Source organism: Kocuria palustris (assembly GCF_007666205.1).
Taxonomy (GTDB): domain Bacteria; phylum Actinomycetota; class Actinomycetes; order Actinomycetales; family Micrococcaceae; genus Kocuria; species Kocuria palustris_A.
This window is the reverse complement of sequence record NZ_VDOR01000001.1, coordinates 421,927-437,882: the sequence shown is the minus strand read 5'-3', so window position 1 is coordinate 437,882 and position 15,956 is coordinate 421,927. Positions and strand designations below refer to the sequence as shown.

The window sequence follows — 15,956 nt, the reverse complement described above, 5'->3', positions numbered from 1 at the left end:
GGCATGCCGGGAGGCTCCCCGGCCGTCCGGAGAGGAGCATCACGCCTGTCGAGCCCCAGGTCGGCGCAGGCCCGGCGGCAGGCCAGGGGTCAGCGGCGCAGCTGCATGGGGGTGTGCCGGATGCCGACCTCCAGGACGTCATCGCCGCTGCGCACGAAGCCGAACCGGGTGTACCACTGCTCCAGATGGGACTGCCCGAGCAGCACGACCGGGCGCTGCGCATCGCCGAGCTGCTCGACGACGATCCGCATGAGCCTGCCGGCCAGCCCTCGGCCGCGGTGCCCGGCGTCCGTGGCCACGCGGCCGATCGCGATCGACGGCCCGTGCCCCAGCACGCGCAGGACGGCCACGGGGCGTCCGCCGAGCTCGAGCCAGTGGTGGGTCGTGGTCTCCAGAGCATCGAGCTCGTCGATCTCCGTGACCTCCGTGGTCCCCTGCTCGACCACGAAGACCCTCTCGCGCAGCAGGGTGATCGCATGCATCTGCAGACCGGTCATCCGCGACAGCGGCAGTGCGACGTGCCGCTCCGCCCCCGGGGCGCCGACGCTCGCAGCCGCCGGCTCGGGGGCCCCCGGCTCACCCTGCGCGGCGCTCGCCGGTGCGGACCCGCTGCCCTCGGCGATCATGGCGACCCGGCGCCACCCGTCCGAGTCGGCCTCCACCCGGGCCGGCAGCGCGATGTCGCAGCCGTGCCGCTCCAGGATCCCCCGCAGCCGCTGCGCCGGGGCCGCGAGGATCACCGTCTCGCCCCGCCGGGTGTCCTCGAGCTCGGCCAGCAGGGCGTCGTCGTCGCCCGGGGCGGCTGCGGAGAGGTCCAGCCGCTCCGTCGTCGGCCCCGTCGGCTCGCCGGCGAGCTCGACGCCGGGGTCCTCGGAGAGCAGCAGGACCACGGGGCACTGGAGATCGCTCATGGGGCTCATCATGCTCGGCAACCGCCGGCCGGTCCATTGAGCGGCCCGCGGCGCGGCACCACAATGGCCCCATGAGCGAACTGACGATCACGGACCTCGAGGTCGACGACGGGCTCGCGCTGCAGGCTGCCCTCCCCGCTCCCATCGAGACCGTGTGGGACTTCCTGCGCGATCCCGGCCACCACGCGCAGATCGACGGCTCGGACATGATCCGCGCGGCGGCCGGGACCGAGAGGATCGAGCGCGTGGGGCAGGTCTTCGTCATGGAGATGCTCTGGAGCGACGGCACGACCCGGTACCGCACGGAGAACCACGTGACCCGCTACGACATCGAGCACCGGCTCGAATGGCTCGTGGCCGACGAGGGGAAGGCCCCGCAGGGGTGGACCTGGGGGTGGACGCTGGCCTCCGCGCCCGATGACAGCACCGTGGCGGTCTGCTGCTGCGACTGGTCGCAGACCTCGGAGCAGACCCGGGAGGACAAGGGCTTCCCCGTGGTGGACAGGGATAGGATCGAGGCCACGCTGCGCAACCTGGCCGAGACGCTGGGCTGAGCCGCACGGGCCGGAGAGCTCAGGCGCGCGGACCCGCGCGCCACGCCGCGCCGCTGCGCAATGAGGCCGGCGGCGCCCGAACCGCAGGAGAGCACATGATCATCGGAGTTCCCGCAGAGACGAAGGCGCAGGAGGACCGGGTGGCCCTCACCCCGGCCGGGGTGCATCAGCTGGTGGGCCACGGCCACGAGGTCCGGGTCCAGGAGGGCGCCGGCCTCGGCTCCCGCATCCCGGACGAGGAGTATGCCGCCGCCGGCGCCTCGATCGTCCCGGTCGACCAGGCCTGGGCGGCCGAGCTCGTGCTGAAGGTCAAGGAGCCCATCCCGCAGGAGTACGGCTTCCTCCGCGAGGACCTGACCCTGTTCACCTACCTGCACCTGGCGGCCAGCAGGGAGCTGACGCAGGCGCTGCTGGAGTCGGGGACCACGTCGCTGGCCTACGAGTCCGTGCAGACCGAGCGCCGCACCCTCCCGCTGCTGGCGCCCATGTCCGAGGTCGCCGGGCGCATGGCCGCCACGGTCGGGGCCAATGCCCTGCTGTCCTCGCACGGCGGCCGGGGGATCCTGATGGCGGGAGTGCCCGGCGTGCGCCCCGCCCGGGCCACCGTGATCGGCGCGGGCCAGGCCGGCGGCAGCGCGGTCCACCAGCTCGTGGGGATGGGCGCCGACGTGACCGTCCTGGACACCTCGATCGACGCGCTGCGTCGGATGGACGACCTCTACGGCAGCCGCGTGCGCACGATCATGTCGACCCCGTACGAGGTCGAGAACTGCGTGGTCGACTCGGATCTGGTGGTCGGCGCCGTGCTGATCCCGGGACGCAAGGCACCCAACGTCGTCACCCACGAGATGGTGCTGAAGATGAAGAAGGGCGCCGTGCTCGTGGACATCGCCGTGGATCAGGGCGGCTGCTTCGAGGACACCCGCCCGACCACGCACCAGGACCCCACCTTCGAGGTCGGCCCCGCGGTCTTCTACTGCGTCGCCAACATGCCCGGCGCCGTGCCGGCGACCTCCACGGCGGCCCTGACCAATGCCACGCTGCCGTACGTGCTGCGGGTGGCCGACGACGGCTGGAAGAAGGCCTGCGCGGACTCCCGGGAGCTCGAGCACGGGCTGAGCACCTCGCACGGGAAGCTGCGCAACGCCGACGTCATCGCGGAGTTCCCGGACCTGCCCGCCGCCTGAGGCCGGCTCCCCGAAGCCCAGGACGACGGGAGGGCCGAGCCGGACGGCTCGGCCCTCCCGTCGTGTCCGCCCCATGCCAGCCGGCGCAGCAGCTCCCGGTGGAAGGCGTCGTCGCCGGTGAGCTCCGGGTGGAAGGACAGGCCCAGCGCCGTGGGCGTCCCGACGGCGACCACCGGGCCGTCGCCGTCCGGGGCGGTCCCGCGGCGGGCCAGCACCTCGACCCCCTCCCCCGCCTCGAGGACCTCGGGAGCGCGGATGAAGGCCCCGGCCACCGGCCCGAGCGCGGTGTGTACCGTCTCGGCCGTCGAATCCACCTGCCGGCCGAAGGCATTGCGGCGCACCCGGATGTCCAGCACGGACAGGCCGGTCTGCTCGGGGGCGGGATCCACGACCTCGCGGGCCAGCATGATCAGCCCGGCGCACGTTCCGAGCACGGGCAGCCCGTCCCCCAGCAGCCGCGCCAGACGGTCCCGCATCCCGAGCCTTCGCAGCAGGCGGTCCATCGTCGAGGACTCGCCGCCGGGCAGCACGATCGCATCGAGCGGCTGCTCCAGGGCAGCGGTCGAGCGCACCGGCACGGCCGCGGCGCCCAGGCCCTCGATCATCCGGACGTGCTCCGCGACCCCGCCCTGCAGGGCCAGGACGCCGATGCGGGCCGGACTCACCAGCCGCGCTCGGCCAGGCGGTGCGGAGCCGGCAGATCGGCCACGTTGAGCCCCACCATGGCCTCGCCCAGCCCGCGGGAGGCCTCGGCGATCGCGGCGGGGTCGTCGTACTGGGCGGTGGCCTTCACGATCGCCGCGGCGCGCTCGGCGGGGTTGCCGGACTTGAAGATGCCGGACCCCACGAAGACGCCGTCGGCGCCGAGCTGCATCATCATCGCGGCGTCGGCCGGGGTGGAGACGCCGCCGGCGGTGAACAGCACGACCGGCAGCTTCCCGGTCTCGGCGACCTCGCGGACGATGTCGTACGGCGCCTGCAGCTCCTTGGCCGCCACGAACAGCTCGTCCGGGCTGCTCCGGAAGGCGGCCTGCAGCTCGGCGATCTGCCGTCGGATCGTCCGGATGTGCTTGGTGGCCTCGGAGACGTCGCCCGTGCCGGCCTCGCCCTTGGAGCGGATCATCGCCGCGCCCTCGGCCAGGCGGCGCAGGGCCTCCCCCAGGTTGGTCGCCCCGCAGACGAACGGGACGGTGAAGCCGTGCTTGTCGATGTGGTGCGAGTAGTCGGCGGGGCTGAGCACCTCGGACTCGTCGATGTAGTCCACGCCCAGCGCTTGCAGGACCTGGGCCTCCACGAAGTGGCCGATGCGGGCCTTGGCCATGACCGGGATCGAGACCGTCTCCACGATGCCGTCGATCAGGTCGGGATCGGACATGCGGGCCACGCCGCCCTGGGCGCGGATGTCGGCCGGCACGCGCTCGAGGGCCATGACGGCGACGGCCCCGGCGTCCTCGGCGATGCGGGCCTGCTCCGGGGTGACGACGTCCATGATGACGCCGCCCTTGAGCATCTCGGCCAGGCCGCGCTTGACCAGGGGGGAACCGGTGGAGGAAGTGGATGCGGTGGTGCTCTGAGTCATGCCCGCCATGCTGTCGCCCACCACTGGTCCATCACAAGATCCACTTCCGCACGTTCCGAGTGGACCAGTAGATGCCGGGCGGGCAGGATCGTGCGCATGACCGCGCGCTCGAGCATCGATCTCTCCCTGCCGCTGGACCGCGCCGACGAGCGCTCCCTGCCCGTGCAGATCGCCGACGCCCTGCGCACCCGCATCTCCGACGGTCGGCTGCGCCCCGGGGACCCCCTCCCCTCCTCGCGGTTCCTGGCCATGCGCCACGGGATCTCCCGCGGCACGGTCGTGGCCGCATTCGATCAGCTCGCCGGGGAGGGGTTCCTCCTGGCAGCTCAGGGCCGCCCGACCGTGGTCCACCCCGACCTCGCGCGCATCCATCCGCCGACGGCGGATCCGCACCCCGGTGCGGCCCGCGCGCCGTCGGCACCCCCACTCGCCGAGCGGCCGATTCCTCACCCCATAACCTCCGAGTGGCCGAATCTTCACCGTTTCGACGACGAAGCGGTGAAGAAGCGGCCCCTCGCGGCAGAAGCGGTGCGGAATCGGCCAGTCGCGGAAGAGGAGGTGGGCGAAGCGCGCGAGGACGGCGGGGAGGTCCTGCTCGATCTGCGCCCGGGGCAGCCCGACACGAGCCGCCTCGAGGGCGCCGCGTGGCGGGCGGCCTGGCGCCATGCCGCCGCCCAGCCGCTGCCCGTTCGCCCTGATCCGGCGGGGCAGGAGGCCCTGCGCCGCGCCTCGGCCGAGCATCTGCGCCTGATGCGCGCCCTGCCGGCGCAGCCCGATCGGCTCGCGATCACGGCCGGCGCCCGCGAGGGCCTGAGCCTGCTGCTGGGCGCACTGGCTGCCCGGACCGGTCGCGCGCGGCTGCGCGTGGGGGTCGAATCGCCCGGATACCCGACCCTGCGCGCGGCGGTGGAGGCACTGGGCCATGAGCGGGTCCCCTGTCCGGTCGACGACGACGGCCTGCGCATCGACCTCCTGCCCGCGGCAGAAGAAGCCCCCGACGCCCTGATCGTCACCCCCAGCCACCAGTACCCCCTGGGCGGCTCGCTGGGCCTGCAGCGACGTCTGGATCTGCTCGAGTGGGCGCAGGACCACGACGTCCTGCTCATCGAGGACGACTTCGACTCCGAGCTGCGCTACGTCGGCGCCCCGCTGCCCGCGCTGTCCGCGCTCGACCGCACGGGAGGGTCCGTGGCCCTGCTCGGCACCTTCTCCGCCCTGCTGAGCCCCGCCCTGGCCACCGGCTACCTCGTGCTGCCCGAACCGCTGCTGGGGCAGGTGCTCGAGCGGCGCCGCCAGCTCGGCGTCCCGGTCTCCGCACTCACCCAGACCGCGATCGCCCACCTGCTCGACTCCGGCTATCTGCGCCGGCACACGCGGCGGATGCGCTCGGTCTACGCCCGGCGCCGCGACCGGGTGGTCGAGGCCTTCGCCGAGTGCGCGCACGCGCGGCTGGCGCCCATGCACGGCGGGGTCGACGCCCTGATCACCACCGCGGCCCCCGGGGACGCCGTGGCGCGGCGCTGCCGGGAGGCCGGGCTGCTCGTGGGGCGGCGGAGCGCCTACTGGGCCGGGGCGCCCGCCGGAGAGGAGGCCGACGGGGGCGAGGACGGCGTCGTGGTGGGCTTCGCCCGAGCGGACGAGCAGGTGCTCCGGAGGGTGCTGCCGCAGCTCGTCGCCGCCTGCGATGCCCCGACGGGCGGATCTCCGACCGGCGGGAGCTGATCCGGCCCGGTCTGCGGGTTCCCGAGCGATGCGGGGTCTCCTCTCCGGGGACGATCCTGCGGGGATCCTCCGCAGGAACGACGACGCCGCGCCCCAGTGCCCCCTGCGCTCGGCAGCATGACCACGACTCTCTCCCAGAGCATCGGCTCCGGGGCCCGCGCACCCCGGGCCCACGGCCATCGCAGGCCCTTCCCGACACCTCGGCTGCCGCATCTGCTGTGGAGCCTGGTGGCGAGCCTGCTCATGGCCGCCGGTGCGGTCGGGCTCGGGCTGCTCGGCGGCGGATCGCCGGCCCCGCCGGCGTCGTCCTCGGCATCGGAGGCACTCGAGCTGGGCCCCCTGTCCGCGGCGACGATCGTCCTGGCGGCCGTGGTCATCCTCCCGGCTTTCAAGGAGGTGATCTTCCGGCGACTGCTGCTCGACGGACTGCGCGCGCATCTGCCCACGGCCGCAGCGGCCGTCCTGGTGGTCATCGCCTTCGCGGCAGTGCACGTGCACCCCGCAGCGATCCTCTGCATCGCGCTGCTCGGCACGGCGCTCACACTCACCCGGCTCTGGTTCGACTCGCTGTGGGCCCCGCTGATCCTGCATGCGATCAACAACGCCCTGGTCACCGCCGTGGTGCTCGTGGTCCTGATCACGGGCTGACCGGCCCCACGGCGGCAGGACGCACACGAGGCGCGGACCCTCAGGGGATCCGCGCCTCGTGCGCAGTGCGCCGGCCAGGGCGCCGTCGAAGGGGCGCCTCAGCACTCCACGATGTTGACGCCCACGTTGACCGCGAGCCCGCCGCGGGCGGTCTCCTTGTACTTCTCGGACATGTCCGCGCCCGTCGAGCGCATGGTCTCGACGACCTGGTCCAGGCTCACGAAGCCGGGGCCGGATTCCTCGAACAGCGCCATCCGCGCCGCGTTCACGGCCGTGGCCGCGGCGATCGCATTGCGCTCGATGCATGGCACCTGGACGAGCCCGGCGATCGGATCGCAGGTCAGGCCCAGGTGGTGCTCCATGGCGATCTCGGCGGCCTTCTCCACTTGGACGGGGGTGCCGCCCAGGACCTGCGCCAGTCCGGCCGCGGCCATCGACGAGGCCGAGCCGACCTCGCCCTGGCAGCCGACCTCGGCGCCGGAGATCGAGGCCTGCTCCTTGATCAGCGAGCCGACCGCGCTGGCGGCCAGGAGGTAGTCCACCGTGATGTCCTCGCGCGAGCGCTGCTCCGGGCCGCGAGCGGCCGGAGTGTAGTGCGTGGCGTAGAACATCACGGCCGGGACGATGCCCGCCGCGCCGTTCGTGGGCGCGGTGACGATGCGACCGCCGGAGGCGTTCTCCTCGTTGACGGTCAGCGCCACGAGGTTGACCCACTCGACCCAGTGCTGCGGATCGAAGTCCTCGTCGATCTCCTTGAGCCGCGCGTACCACTCGGGCGCGCGGCGGCGGACCTTGAGACCGCCCGGCAGGGGGCCCTCCCGCTCCAGGTTGGAGTTCTTGGAGTCCTCCATGACCTGGGCGATCTCGAGCAGGCCTGCGCGGACCTCCTCCGGCGAGCGCCGGGCCGACTCGTTGGCCATCGCGAGCTCCGCGACCGACAGGCCGTGGGTCAGGCAGTGCGCGAGCAGCCCCTCGGCGTCCTCGTACGGGTACGGGATCTCGACCTCGCCCTCGTCCGGCAGGGGATCCTCCCCCTCGACCGGATCGACGACGACGAATCCGCCTCCCACGGAGTACGCCGTGCGCTCGGCGAGCACGTTGTCGTCGGCGTCGTAGGCGGCCATCGTCATGCCGTTGGGGTGGTACGGGAGCAGCGTCAGCGGGTGCTGGACGATGTCCTCGACGTGGTAGTCGAGCTCGACCGGCTGCTCGACCCCGTCGATGGCCTCGGCCACCCGCAGCGGCTGGCCGGCGGCCAGGGCCTCCTTGCGGGAGTCCATGGTGGCGGGCAGGACCTTGTCGGGCTGGTGGCCCTCCAGGCCGATGAGCACCGCGTCGAACGTGCCGTGCCCGCGGCCCGTGGAGGACAGCGACCCGTACAGGTCCACCTTGAGATGATCCAGACGCGTCAGCAGCCCCTCGTCCACCAGATCGGCGACGAAGTCCGCGGCTGCGCGCATGGGGCCCACGGTGTGGGACGACGACGGGCCGACACCGATGCTGAAGAGATTGAAGACGCTGACGGTCATAAGGGCTCAGTCCTCCTGTGCTGCGGCGTAGTCCTCGGGGCTGAGCAGCTCGCCCTCGGACTCCACCTCGACGGTGAAGAGCCAGGCGGCGCCGTAGGGGTCCTCGTTGAGGACGCCGGGGTTGTCCACGACCTCGTCGTTGATCTCGGCGACGGTGCCGGTCACGGGCGAGTACAGCTCGGAGACCGACTTGGTCGACTCGACCTCGCCGCAGACCTCGCCCGCGGTGACGGAGGCGCCGGCCTCCGGGAGGTCGACGTACACGACCTCGCCCAGGGCGTCCACGGCGATCTGCGAGAGACCGACCTTGGCCGGGGACGAGGAGTCGATCCACTCGTGCTCAGCCGAGTAGCGGTAGTCCTTGTTGACCTTGTCCAGAGCGCTCATTGCCTGGTCCTTCCATGATGGGGTCCTGCTGAGGGGTGATGTCCAGCCCCGGGCGGGGCGGGTCGTGCGGCGGGACGGCGGAGGATCAGCTGTCGCGCTTGTAGAAGGGGAGCTGCACGACGCGGAACGGCGTGGGCCTGCCGCGCAGGTCGACGTCGAGCTCGGTGCCGGGCTCGGTCAGCTCCGGCGAGACGAAGGCCAGGGCGATCGCGTGGCCCAGGGTGGGGCTCGGGGCACCGGAGGAGATCTCCCCGACCTTCTCGCCGTCCTTGAGCACCGCGTAGCCGGGCCGGGCGGCGCGCTTGCCGTCGTTGACCAGGCCCACGAGCCGGGAGGAGGGGCCCTCCTCCTTGATCCTCGCCAGGGCCTCGCGGCCCACGAAGGAGTCCTTGGACTTGAGGGCGACGATCGGCAGGTTGGCCTGGTACGGGCTGATCTCCGGGGAGAGCTCGTGGCCGTGCAGCGGCATGCCGGCCTCCAGGCGCAGGGAGTCGCGCGCGGCCAGCCCGCACGGCATCAGGCCGTGGGACTCGCCGGCCTTCTCGAGCACGCTCCACAGCCGCTCGGGGGCGGAGGCGTCCGCCTCGGCATCGAGGTAGATCTCGAAGCCGTCCTCGCCCGTGTAGCCGGTGCGGGCCAGCCGCGCGGGCAGGGGCCCCTCCGGGGTCGTGAAGACGACGGCCGTGATGGCGTAGTACTTCACGTCCCTCACGGCCTGCGCGGAGTCCGCCTCGACGGCGTCGAGCAGCACGGCCTCGGCGGCCGGGCCCTGCACGGCGATCAGCGCGGTGGCCTCGGTGCGGTCCGTGATCCCGACGTCGAAGGCGGTGCCGTCGGCGGCGGTCGTGCGCTCGCGGAACGCGGCCAGCGCCGCGGGGGTGTTGGCCGCGTTCGGGACCACCAGGTAGGAGTCCTCTCCGAGCCGGTAGGTGATCAGGTCGTCGATCACGCCGCCCTGCTCGTTGCACAGCAGCGAGTACTTGGCCTTGCCGATCTCGATGGCCGACAGCCGACCCACGAGGGCGTAGTCCAGGAACGCCGCGGCGTCCGGGCCCTCGACGAGCAGCTCGCCCATGTGGGAGAGGTCGAAGATGCCGGCCGCCTCGCGCACGGCGCGGTGCTCGGCCAGGTCCGAGCCGTAGCGCAGGGGCATCCACCAGCCGCCGAAGTCGGTGAAGGACGCGCCCAGGCGCTCGTGGACGGGGGCCAGAGCCGTGGGGCGGGATGCGGCGTCGGTGCTCATCGGGCGCTCTCCTGGGTGGTCTCGACCGTGGTCTTGGTCTCGCTGTCGGCCTCGGGCTGCGCGGCGGGATCCGGCTCGGTCTCGTCGACGCTCTCGAAGGCCTCGGGCGGCGGGCAGCTGCACACGAGGTTGCGGTCGCCGTAGGCGCCGTCGATGCGCCCGATCGGCGGGAAGTACTTGTCCACCCGCTGGCTCGGCAGCGGGAACGCGGCCGTCTCCCGGGAGTACGCGCGGTCCCAGGAGTCCGACACGAGCGCCGCGGCCGTGTGCGGGGCCTGGCGCACGACGGAGTCGGCCTCCGCGACCTCGCCGTCGACGACCTGCTGGATCTCGCCGTGGATCGAGATCATGGCGGCGATGAAGCGATCCAGCTCGGCCTTGTCCTCGGACTCGGTCGGCTCGACCATGAACGTGCCGCTGACCGGGAAGGACTCGGTGGGCGCGTGGAAGCCGTAGTCGATCAGGCGCTTGGCGACATCCGCGACCTTGATCCCCGAGGCATCCGTGAGCTTGCGCAGGTCGAGGATGCACTCGTGGGCGACCAGCCCGTTCTCGCCGGTGTAGAGCACCGGGTAGTACTCGTTCAGGCTGCGGGCGATGTAGTTGGCGTTGAGCAGCGCGATGGCCGATGCCCGGGTCAGGCCGTCGCCGCCCATCAGCGCCAGGTACGCCCACGAGATCGGCAGCACGCCGGTCGAGCCCCAGCGCGTGCTGGTCACGGGCAGGCCGCGGCCGTCCGCGGCGGCGTCGACGGGCTCGTCGGCGTCGTGGTCGCCGTCCGCCGCACCGCCCACGGCAGGCCGACCCGGATCCCCCTCGAGCGGGTCGCCGGGCAGGAACGGCACCAGGTGCTCGGCCACGGCCACCGGGCCGACGCCCGGGCCGCCGCCGCCGTGCGGGATGCAGAAGGTCTTGTGCAGGTTCAGGTGCGAGACGTCGCCGCCGAACCGGCCCGGCTGGGCGAGCCCGACCATGGCGTTGAGGTTCGCGCCGTCCAGGTAGACCTGGCCGCCGGCGGCGTGGATCTTGCCGCAGACCTCTCGGACGTCCTCCTCGAACACGCCGTGCGTGGACGGGTAGGTGATCATGATGCCGGCGACGGCGCCCTCGTTGTCGGCCAGGGCCTTGTCGAGGTCGTCGTGATCGATGGTCCCGTCCGCGGCGGTCTTGACGACGCGCACCCGCAGTCCCGCCAGCACCGCCGAGGCGGCGTTCGTGCCGTGGGCGGAGGCGGGGATCAGCACCAGGTCGCGGGCCTCGTCCCCGCGGGAGATGTGCCAGCGGCGGATCGCCAGCAGGCCGGCGAGCTCGCCCTGGGAGCCGGCGTTCGGCTGGATCGAGACCTTGGCGTAGCCGGTCAGCTCGGCCAGGCGGGACTCGAGGTCCTCCACCAGGTGCTGCCAGCCCTGCATGCGCCACGCCGGCGAGTACGGGTGGACGTCCGCGAACTCGGGCCAGGTGATCGAGGCCATCTCGACCGCGGCGTTGAGCTTCATGGTGCACGAGCCCAGCGGGATCATGGTGCGGTCCAGCGCCAGGTCACGGTCCGAGAGGCAGCGCAGCCAGCGCATCATCGAGGTCTCGGAGCGGTGGGTGTTGAAGACCTCGTGGGTCAGGAGCTGCGACGTGCGGACCAGGCCCTCCGGCAGCGCCGGCGCACCGGTGGGATCGGCCTCCTCGACGGCGTCGGCCGCGACGCCGAAGGCCGCCAGCACGTCCAGCACGTCCTGCGAGGACGTGCGCTCATCGGCCGAGACGCCCACGTGGTCGTCGTCCACGCGGCGCAGGTCGATGTCCTTCTCCGCGGCGGCGGAGAGGATCTCCTCGGCGCGGCCGGGCACGTGGGCCACGACGGTGTCGAAGACCTCGTCGGAGACCAGTTCGATGCCTGCGCCCTTCAGGGCGTCGGCGATCGTGCGGGCGCGGCTGTGCACCCGGCGGGCGATGCGGCGCAGCCCGTCCGGGCCGTGGTAGACGGCGTAGCAGGCGGCGACCTCGGCCAGCAGGGCCTGGGCGGTGCAGATGTTGGAGGTGGCCTTCTCGCGGCGGATGTGCTGCTCGCGGGTCTGCAGGGCCAGGCGGTAGCCGGGGCGGCCGGTGTCGTCGTGGGAGACGCCCACCAGACGCCCGGGCAGGCTGCGCTGCAGCTCGGAGCGCACCGCCATGAAGGCGGCGTGCGGGCCGCCGGCGAACAGCGGGACGCCGAAGCGCTGCGAGGTGCCCACGGAGATGTCCGCGCCCATCTCGCCCGGGGACGTCACGAGGGTGAGCGCCAGCAGATCGGCCACGACGGTCGTCATGGCACCGGCGTCCTTGGCCTGGGCGATGACGTCCGTCCAGTCGTGGACCCGGCCGGAGGAGCCCGACTGCTGGAGGATCACGCCGGCGATGCCGCCCTCGCGCTCGAGCTGCTCCTGCGGGATGCCGCCCGAGAGGTCGAGGATCTCGAGGTCCATGCCGACCGCGCGGGCGCGGCCCGGGATGACGGCCAGCGACTGCGGGAAGAGGTCCGCGTCGACCAGGATCGCCCCGCCCTTGGCCTTGCGGTTGGCGCGCTTCATCAGCAGCGCGGCCTCGACGACCGCGGAGGACTCGTCCAGCAGCGATGCGTTGGCGATGTCCAGACCGGTGAGGTCCTGGACCATCGTCTGGTAGGTCAGCAGCAGCTCGAGGCGGCCCTGCGAGATCTCGGGCTGGTACGGGGTGTAGGCCGTGTACCAGCCCGGGTCCTCGAGCAGGTTGCGCTGGATGACCGCGGGGGTGTCGGTGCGGTAGAAGCCCTGGCCGATCATCGGGCGGCCGGGAGTGTTCTGATCCGCGATGCCGCGCAGCGCGGTGAGGACCTCGGCCTCGCTCAGCGCCTCGGGCAGCTCCAGCTCGCCGTCCATCCGGATCGCGGCCGGGACGGCCCGGTCCACGAGCTCCGCCAGCGAGCCCACGCCCACGGTGCTCAGCAGCTGATCGATCTCCTCGCCGCGCGGGCCGACGTGGCGGTCCACGAAGGCGAGGGCGTCGGAGCCGACCCCCGACGCGCTGACGGCGTTCTCTGCAGGTGCGGAAGGGCTCATGGGGAACTCCTTGGTCTGAGGGGCCGCGCCCCGTCGGTTCCTCCCCGCTCTGTCGTGGGACCTGAGAGTTTCCACGGGCTGACCCGTTTGCTCCGTCGGTGCCGGAGCGGCCCGCGAGCCGCTCCGCGCTTTCCAGAGGTGCCGAGCGATTCCGGTGCCGGTGCCTGAGAGTTTCCCGGGGAGGGTTGCTCCTACGGCGCCCGCGCGGCGGTGTCCGCGGGGTCTCTCCCGGAACCGCTCATAGGCGTGTCTTGTCGTCGTCTTCCGAGGCGAGAGTACCCCGCGTCACAGTGCGACTCCAAGATCACGACGTGCTCGCCGGCGGCCACAATCTCACCGGGCGCTCCCTGCGCCGCGGCACCGACCGCCCTCTCACTCACCCGAGGCTCCCTCCCATGACTGAGCACCGCGCGGCTTCACCCTGCCCGGATCCTCGCCCGGCCCGCCCCTCCTCCGATCCCGCGGCTCGCGGCCCGCGCGAGCTGTCCCGCCGCGGCCTGCTCGCAGCCGGCTCCCTGACCGCCCTGAGCGCCGGCGCCCTCGGCGCCGCTGCACCGGCCTCCGCCGCCGGACGTCCGATCGTCCTGTGGGGCAGCTCGTCCGCGGCCTCCCATGCCAGTGCCATCACCGACGGCTTCCGAGTGGTCCACCTGGACACCGAGCTGGCGAAGCTGCTGGGGACGAACGCCCGGTCCGAGGCCACGCCCGCCGCGCAGTCGCCGGAGATCCTGCTGGCCCGCTCCGAGAGGGCGGCCGTGCGCCTGGACTTCCGATACATGGGCGCAGCCGGCATGCTCCCGGCCTCCGGCAGCCTCGTCCTGCCCACGCTCGACCGCCGCGCGCCCAACACCGGACGCACCTATCCGGGCACCATCGACGGGGCCGCGTTCGATCTCCGATACGTCGGGGGGACGAACCGCAAGGTGCAGATCAGCCGCGCGAACGCCGGCGCATCCGTGCACGTGGGCGGCTCCGAGCGCTCCCGGTGGGTCACCGACCTGGAGGCGCGGCACCGCGGCAGCACGCATCTGCTGTGGATGGGCAAGAACAACATCGCCGACGTCGACCGCGTCCTGGCCGACACCCGCGCCGCCTTCGACGTCGAACCGGGCTCCACCCTGGTCCTGGGCCACTGGAAGAACTTCCTCGACACCCCCGGCACCGCCGCCTACGGCCAGGTGGACACGGTCAACCGGGCCTATGCGCGCGACTACGGGGCTCAGTACCTGGACATCAACGCCGTGATCACGGACCCCCGCCGCTGGCAGCACCCCGAGCTGCGCCGCTACAACATCGGCTCGACAGCAGCTGATCGTCAGCGCGCGTCATGGGGCATGGCACCGCTCGAGCTCAAGGGCGACAACTTCCACCTCAACCGCTTCGGCTACCTGATCGTCGCGACCGCCATCGCCGAGAAGCTGCGCGCTCTCGGCTGGTACTGACCGGACCCCTCGAAAGGACTCCCCATGACGATCTTCAGGGATGTCAGGACCACGTCGCCGTTCGCCGCCGAGATCGGCTGGGTCTCCGACCTCGGCTATCTGCGCGGCTGGGCGGACGGCACCTTCCGCCCCTACAGCCCCATCCACCGCGACGCCATGGCGGCGGTCTTCCACCGCATGGCGGGCTCGCCGGACTTCGCGCCCCCGGCGTCGTCGCCCTTCGCGGACATCCGTCCCCACCAGCAGTTCTACCGGGAGATCTGCTGGGCCCGGGACCGCGGGCTGCTCACCGGCTGGAGCAACGGCGCGTTCCGCGCGCTGCACCCGATCACCCGCGACGCCTCGTGCGCGCTGTTCTACCGCGCCGCCGGCTCCCCGGGGTACTCGGCTCCCGCGGGATCCCCGTTCCGGGACATCTCACCCCGCACGCAGTTCTACAAGGAGATCTGCTGGGCGCACAGCGTCGGGATCACGACCGGCTGGCCCGATCGCACCTTCCGCCCCCTGAGCCCCACCGCCCGCAACGCCATGGCCGCCTTCCTGCGCCGCTTCGACCTGGCGGTCGGCTGATCCCGGCGGGCGACGGCGGTCCGACGGCTCGTAGAATCGATGCCGCCCCAGACCGCCGCCGGAAAGCAGAACGTGACGTCAGACCCCGCTTGCCCGCACTCGAAGGGAGACGACTCCCCCGCCCGGCCGAGCACCCGGTCCCTCACGCGCCGGGCGCTGCTCGCCGGCGGTGCGCTCGCCGCGGCGAGCACGCTGATCACGGCGACGGCCCCCGAAGCCCAGGACGGGCGGCGCATCGTCGTCTGGGGGTCGTCGTCGGCGGCCTCCTACCTGGGCGACGAGCCCCGCGGGTTCCGCACGCTGCATCTGCATCGGGAGGTGGCCCGCCTGCTCGGGACCACCGGCATCAACCGGGCGATGTCCCGCGCGGACTCCACCGAGGTGCTGATCAGGCGCTCGGAGGCGACGGGGATCGACCTGGACCTGGGCTTCCGGGGCTTCGACGGCGTCCTGCCGACCTCCGGGGAGATCGTCCTCACCGCTCGCGACGGGCGCGTGCCCATCACGAACCAGCCGATCCCCGGCACGCTCGCGGGGCTGCCGGTGACCGCGTCGGGGATCTGGGGCAGCGACCGCCTGGTGCGGCTGCGGCGGCTGGAGCCCGGCGAGCCCGTGGACCTGCACGCCGAATCGGACGGGACGTGGCGGACCGCGCTCGAGCAGCACCACCGCGGCGACGTGCACGTGCTGTGGATGGGCAAGAACAATGTGCTGGACCTGTCGCAGGTGCTCGAGGACACCCGTCGGGCGGCAGCGGTCGAGCCGGAGCGCACCATCGTCATGGGGCACTGGAAGACGTGGATGAACCGCCCCGGGACCGAGAAGAGCGAGCCCATCGATCAGCTGAACCGGGCGTACGCCGAGGAGTACGGGCCCCGCTTCTTCGACACCGCCCGGCATCTGCTCGACCCGCAGATGTGGCGGCTGCCCGAGATCGCCGACAAGGGGATCGGGCAGAGCGACGTCGATCAGGAGCGCGTGGCCCTCGGGCTGCCGCCGAAGTCGCTGATCGCCCACGACCACGCGCACCTCAATGCCTACGGCCTGGTGATCCTGTCCCAGGCGCTGGCCCAGCAGATCCGCGGCCTGGGCATGGCCTGAGCCGCCCCCTCGACA

13 protein-coding genes, 1 pseudogene and 1 riboswitch are annotated in these 15,956 nt (G+C 72.7%); of the genes and pseudogenes, 7 read left to right on the top strand and 7 right to left on the bottom strand.

Annotation, left to right across the window (positions count from 1 at the left end):
• Positions 1 to 89: 89 nt before the first annotated feature.
• The gene (locus FSY66_RS02020) at positions 90 to 911 is read right to left on the bottom strand and encodes a GNAT family N-acetyltransferase (RefSeq protein WP_222115493.1); all 822 of its coding nucleotides are present in this window, start codon (positions 909 to 911) and stop codon (positions 90 to 92) included.
• A 71-nt stretch (positions 912 to 982) separates the two neighbouring features.
• On the opposite strand from FSY66_RS02020, the gene FSY66_RS02015 reads away from it, so the two are divergent.
• Together FSY66_RS02015 and ald are read left to right on the top strand one after the other, a co-directional pair.
• On the top strand, positions 983 to 1,465 hold the full coding sequence (locus FSY66_RS02015; RefSeq protein WP_144790712.1) for an SRPBCC domain-containing protein: 483 nt from the start codon (positions 983 to 985) through the stop codon (positions 1,463 to 1,465).
• A gap of 95 nt (positions 1,466 to 1,560) precedes the next feature.
• Positions 1,561 to 2,652 carry an alanine dehydrogenase gene (ald, locus tag FSY66_RS02010; protein ID WP_144790710.1) on the top strand — a complete coding sequence of 364 codons (1,092 nt, stop codon included), beginning with the start codon at positions 1,561 to 1,563 and terminating at the stop codon, positions 2,650 to 2,652.
• Positions 2,653 to 2,759: 107 nt separating this feature from the next.
• Here ald and pdxT read toward each other — a convergent pair.
• Both pdxT and pdxS read right to left on the bottom strand, forming a co-directional pair.
• A pseudogene (gene pdxT / locus FSY66_RS02005) lies at positions 2,760 to 3,317 on the bottom strand (pyridoxal 5'-phosphate synthase glutaminase subunit PdxT); the annotation flags it as partial.
• Complete coding sequence (gene pdxS, locus FSY66_RS02000; RefSeq protein WP_396350866.1) at positions 3,314 to 4,240, bottom strand: pyridoxal 5'-phosphate synthase lyase subunit PdxS; 927 nt, start codon at positions 4,238 to 4,240, stop codon at positions 3,314 to 3,316. The pseudogene pdxT and the gene pdxS, both read right to left, overlap by 4 nt.
• A gap of 87 nt (positions 4,241 to 4,327) precedes the next feature.
• On the opposite strand from pdxS, the gene pdxR reads away from it, so the two are divergent.
• Positions 4,328 to 5,953, top strand: a complete 1,626-nt coding sequence (gene pdxR, locus FSY66_RS01995) for a MocR-like pyridoxine biosynthesis transcription factor PdxR (protein ID WP_144790706.1) — start codon at positions 4,328 to 4,330, stop codon at positions 5,951 to 5,953.
• A gap of 117 nt (positions 5,954 to 6,070) precedes the next feature.
• Positions 6,071 to 6,601 (top strand): CPBP family intramembrane glutamic endopeptidase, encoded by a 531-nt coding sequence (locus FSY66_RS01990; protein ID WP_144790704.1) that lies wholly within the window; start codon positions 6,071 to 6,073, stop codon positions 6,599 to 6,601.
• A gap of 98 nt (positions 6,602 to 6,699) precedes the next feature.
• Here FSY66_RS01990 and FSY66_RS01985 read toward each other — a convergent pair whose 3' ends face one another.
• From FSY66_RS01985 to gcvP, 4 genes are all read right to left on the bottom strand, one after another.
• Positions 6,700 to 8,130 (bottom strand): L-serine ammonia-lyase, encoded by a 1,431-nt coding sequence (locus tag FSY66_RS01985; protein WP_144790702.1) that lies wholly within the window; start codon positions 8,128 to 8,130, stop codon positions 6,700 to 6,702.
• A gap of 6 nt (positions 8,131 to 8,136) precedes the next feature.
• Positions 8,137 to 8,517, bottom strand: coding sequence for a glycine cleavage system protein GcvH (gene gcvH, locus FSY66_RS01980; protein ID WP_186304349.1), 381 nt, complete (start codon positions 8,515 to 8,517; stop codon positions 8,137 to 8,139).
• Between the two features lie 85 nt (positions 8,518 to 8,602).
• Positions 8,603 to 9,760, bottom strand: a complete 1,158-nt coding sequence (gene gcvT, locus FSY66_RS01975; RefSeq protein ID WP_144790700.1) for a glycine cleavage system aminomethyltransferase GcvT — start codon at positions 9,758 to 9,760, stop codon at positions 8,603 to 8,605.
• Positions 9,757 to 12,828: an aminomethyl-transferring glycine dehydrogenase gene (gcvP, locus tag FSY66_RS01970; protein WP_260853346.1), complete on the bottom strand. Its 3,072-nt coding sequence runs from the start codon at positions 12,826 to 12,828 to the stop codon at positions 9,757 to 9,759. The genes gcvT and gcvP overlap by 4 nt, the downstream gene beginning before the upstream one ends.
• Positions 12,829 to 12,970: 142 nt before the next feature.
• Positions 12,971 to 13,069, bottom strand: a riboswitch (glycine riboswitch).
• A gap of 154 nt (positions 13,070 to 13,223) precedes the next feature.
• Here gcvP and FSY66_RS01965 point away from each other — a divergent pair.
• The 3 genes from FSY66_RS01965 to FSY66_RS01955 all read left to right on the top strand — a co-directional run bounded on the left by FSY66_RS01965 (position 13,224) and on the right by FSY66_RS01955 (position 15,941).
• Positions 13,224 to 14,270: a hypothetical protein gene (locus FSY66_RS01965; protein ID WP_144790698.1), complete on the top strand. Its 1,047-nt coding sequence runs from the start codon at positions 13,224 to 13,226 to the stop codon at positions 14,268 to 14,270.
• A 24-nt stretch (positions 14,271 to 14,294) separates the two neighbouring features.
• Positions 14,295 to 14,840: an S-layer homology domain-containing protein gene (locus FSY66_RS01960; protein WP_144790696.1), complete on the top strand. Its 546-nt coding sequence runs from the start codon at positions 14,295 to 14,297 to the stop codon at positions 14,838 to 14,840.
• A gap of 72 nt (positions 14,841 to 14,912) precedes the next feature.
• Positions 14,913 to 15,941: a hypothetical protein gene (locus FSY66_RS01955; protein WP_144790694.1), complete on the top strand. Its 1,029-nt coding sequence runs from the start codon at positions 14,913 to 14,915 to the stop codon at positions 15,939 to 15,941.
• Positions 15,942 to 15,956 lie beyond the last annotated feature (15 nt).

What these genes read in the sequence shown, in the direction of transcription:
- FSY66_RS02015 (WP_144790712.1), top strand. Translation starts at nt 983, where the DNA reads ATGAGCGAACTGACGATCACGGACCTCGAGGTCGACGACGGGCTCGCG.
- gcvH (WP_186304349.1), bottom strand. Translation starts at nt 8,517, where the DNA reads ATGAGCGCTCTGGACAAGGTCAACAAGGACTACCGCTACTCGGCTGAG.
- FSY66_RS01990 (WP_144790704.1), top strand. Translation starts at nt 6,071, where the DNA reads ATGACCACGACTCTCTCCCAGAGCATCGGCTCCGGGGCCCGCGCACCC.
- FSY66_RS01960 (WP_144790696.1), top strand. Translation starts at nt 14,295, where the DNA reads ATGACGATCTTCAGGGATGTCAGGACCACGTCGCCGTTCGCCGCCGAG.
- pdxR (WP_144790706.1), top strand. Translation starts at nt 4,328, where the DNA reads ATGACCGCGCGCTCGAGCATCGATCTCTCCCTGCCGCTGGACCGCGCC.
- FSY66_RS01985 (WP_144790702.1), bottom strand. Translation starts at nt 8,130, where the DNA reads ATGACCGTCAGCGTCTTCAATCTCTTCAGCATCGGTGTCGGCCCGTCG.
- FSY66_RS02020 (WP_222115493.1), bottom strand. Translation starts at nt 911, where the DNA reads ATGAGCGATCTCCAGTGCCCCGTGGTCCTGCTGCTCTCCGAGGACCCC.
- pdxS (WP_396350866.1), bottom strand. Translation starts at nt 4,240, where the DNA reads ATGGCGGGCATGACTCAGAGCACCACCGCATCCACTTCCTCCACCGGT.
- FSY66_RS01965 (WP_144790698.1), top strand. Translation starts at nt 13,224, where the DNA reads ATGACTGAGCACCGCGCGGCTTCACCCTGCCCGGATCCTCGCCCGGCC.
- gcvT (WP_144790700.1), bottom strand. Translation starts at nt 9,760, where the DNA reads ATGAGCACCGACGCCGCATCCCGCCCCACGGCTCTGGCCCCCGTCCAC.
- gcvP (WP_260853346.1), bottom strand. Translation starts at nt 12,828, where the DNA reads ATGAGCCCTTCCGCACCTGCAGAGAACGCCGTCAGCGCGTCGGGGGTC.
- ald (WP_144790710.1), top strand. Translation starts at nt 1,561, where the DNA reads ATGATCATCGGAGTTCCCGCAGAGACGAAGGCGCAGGAGGACCGGGTG.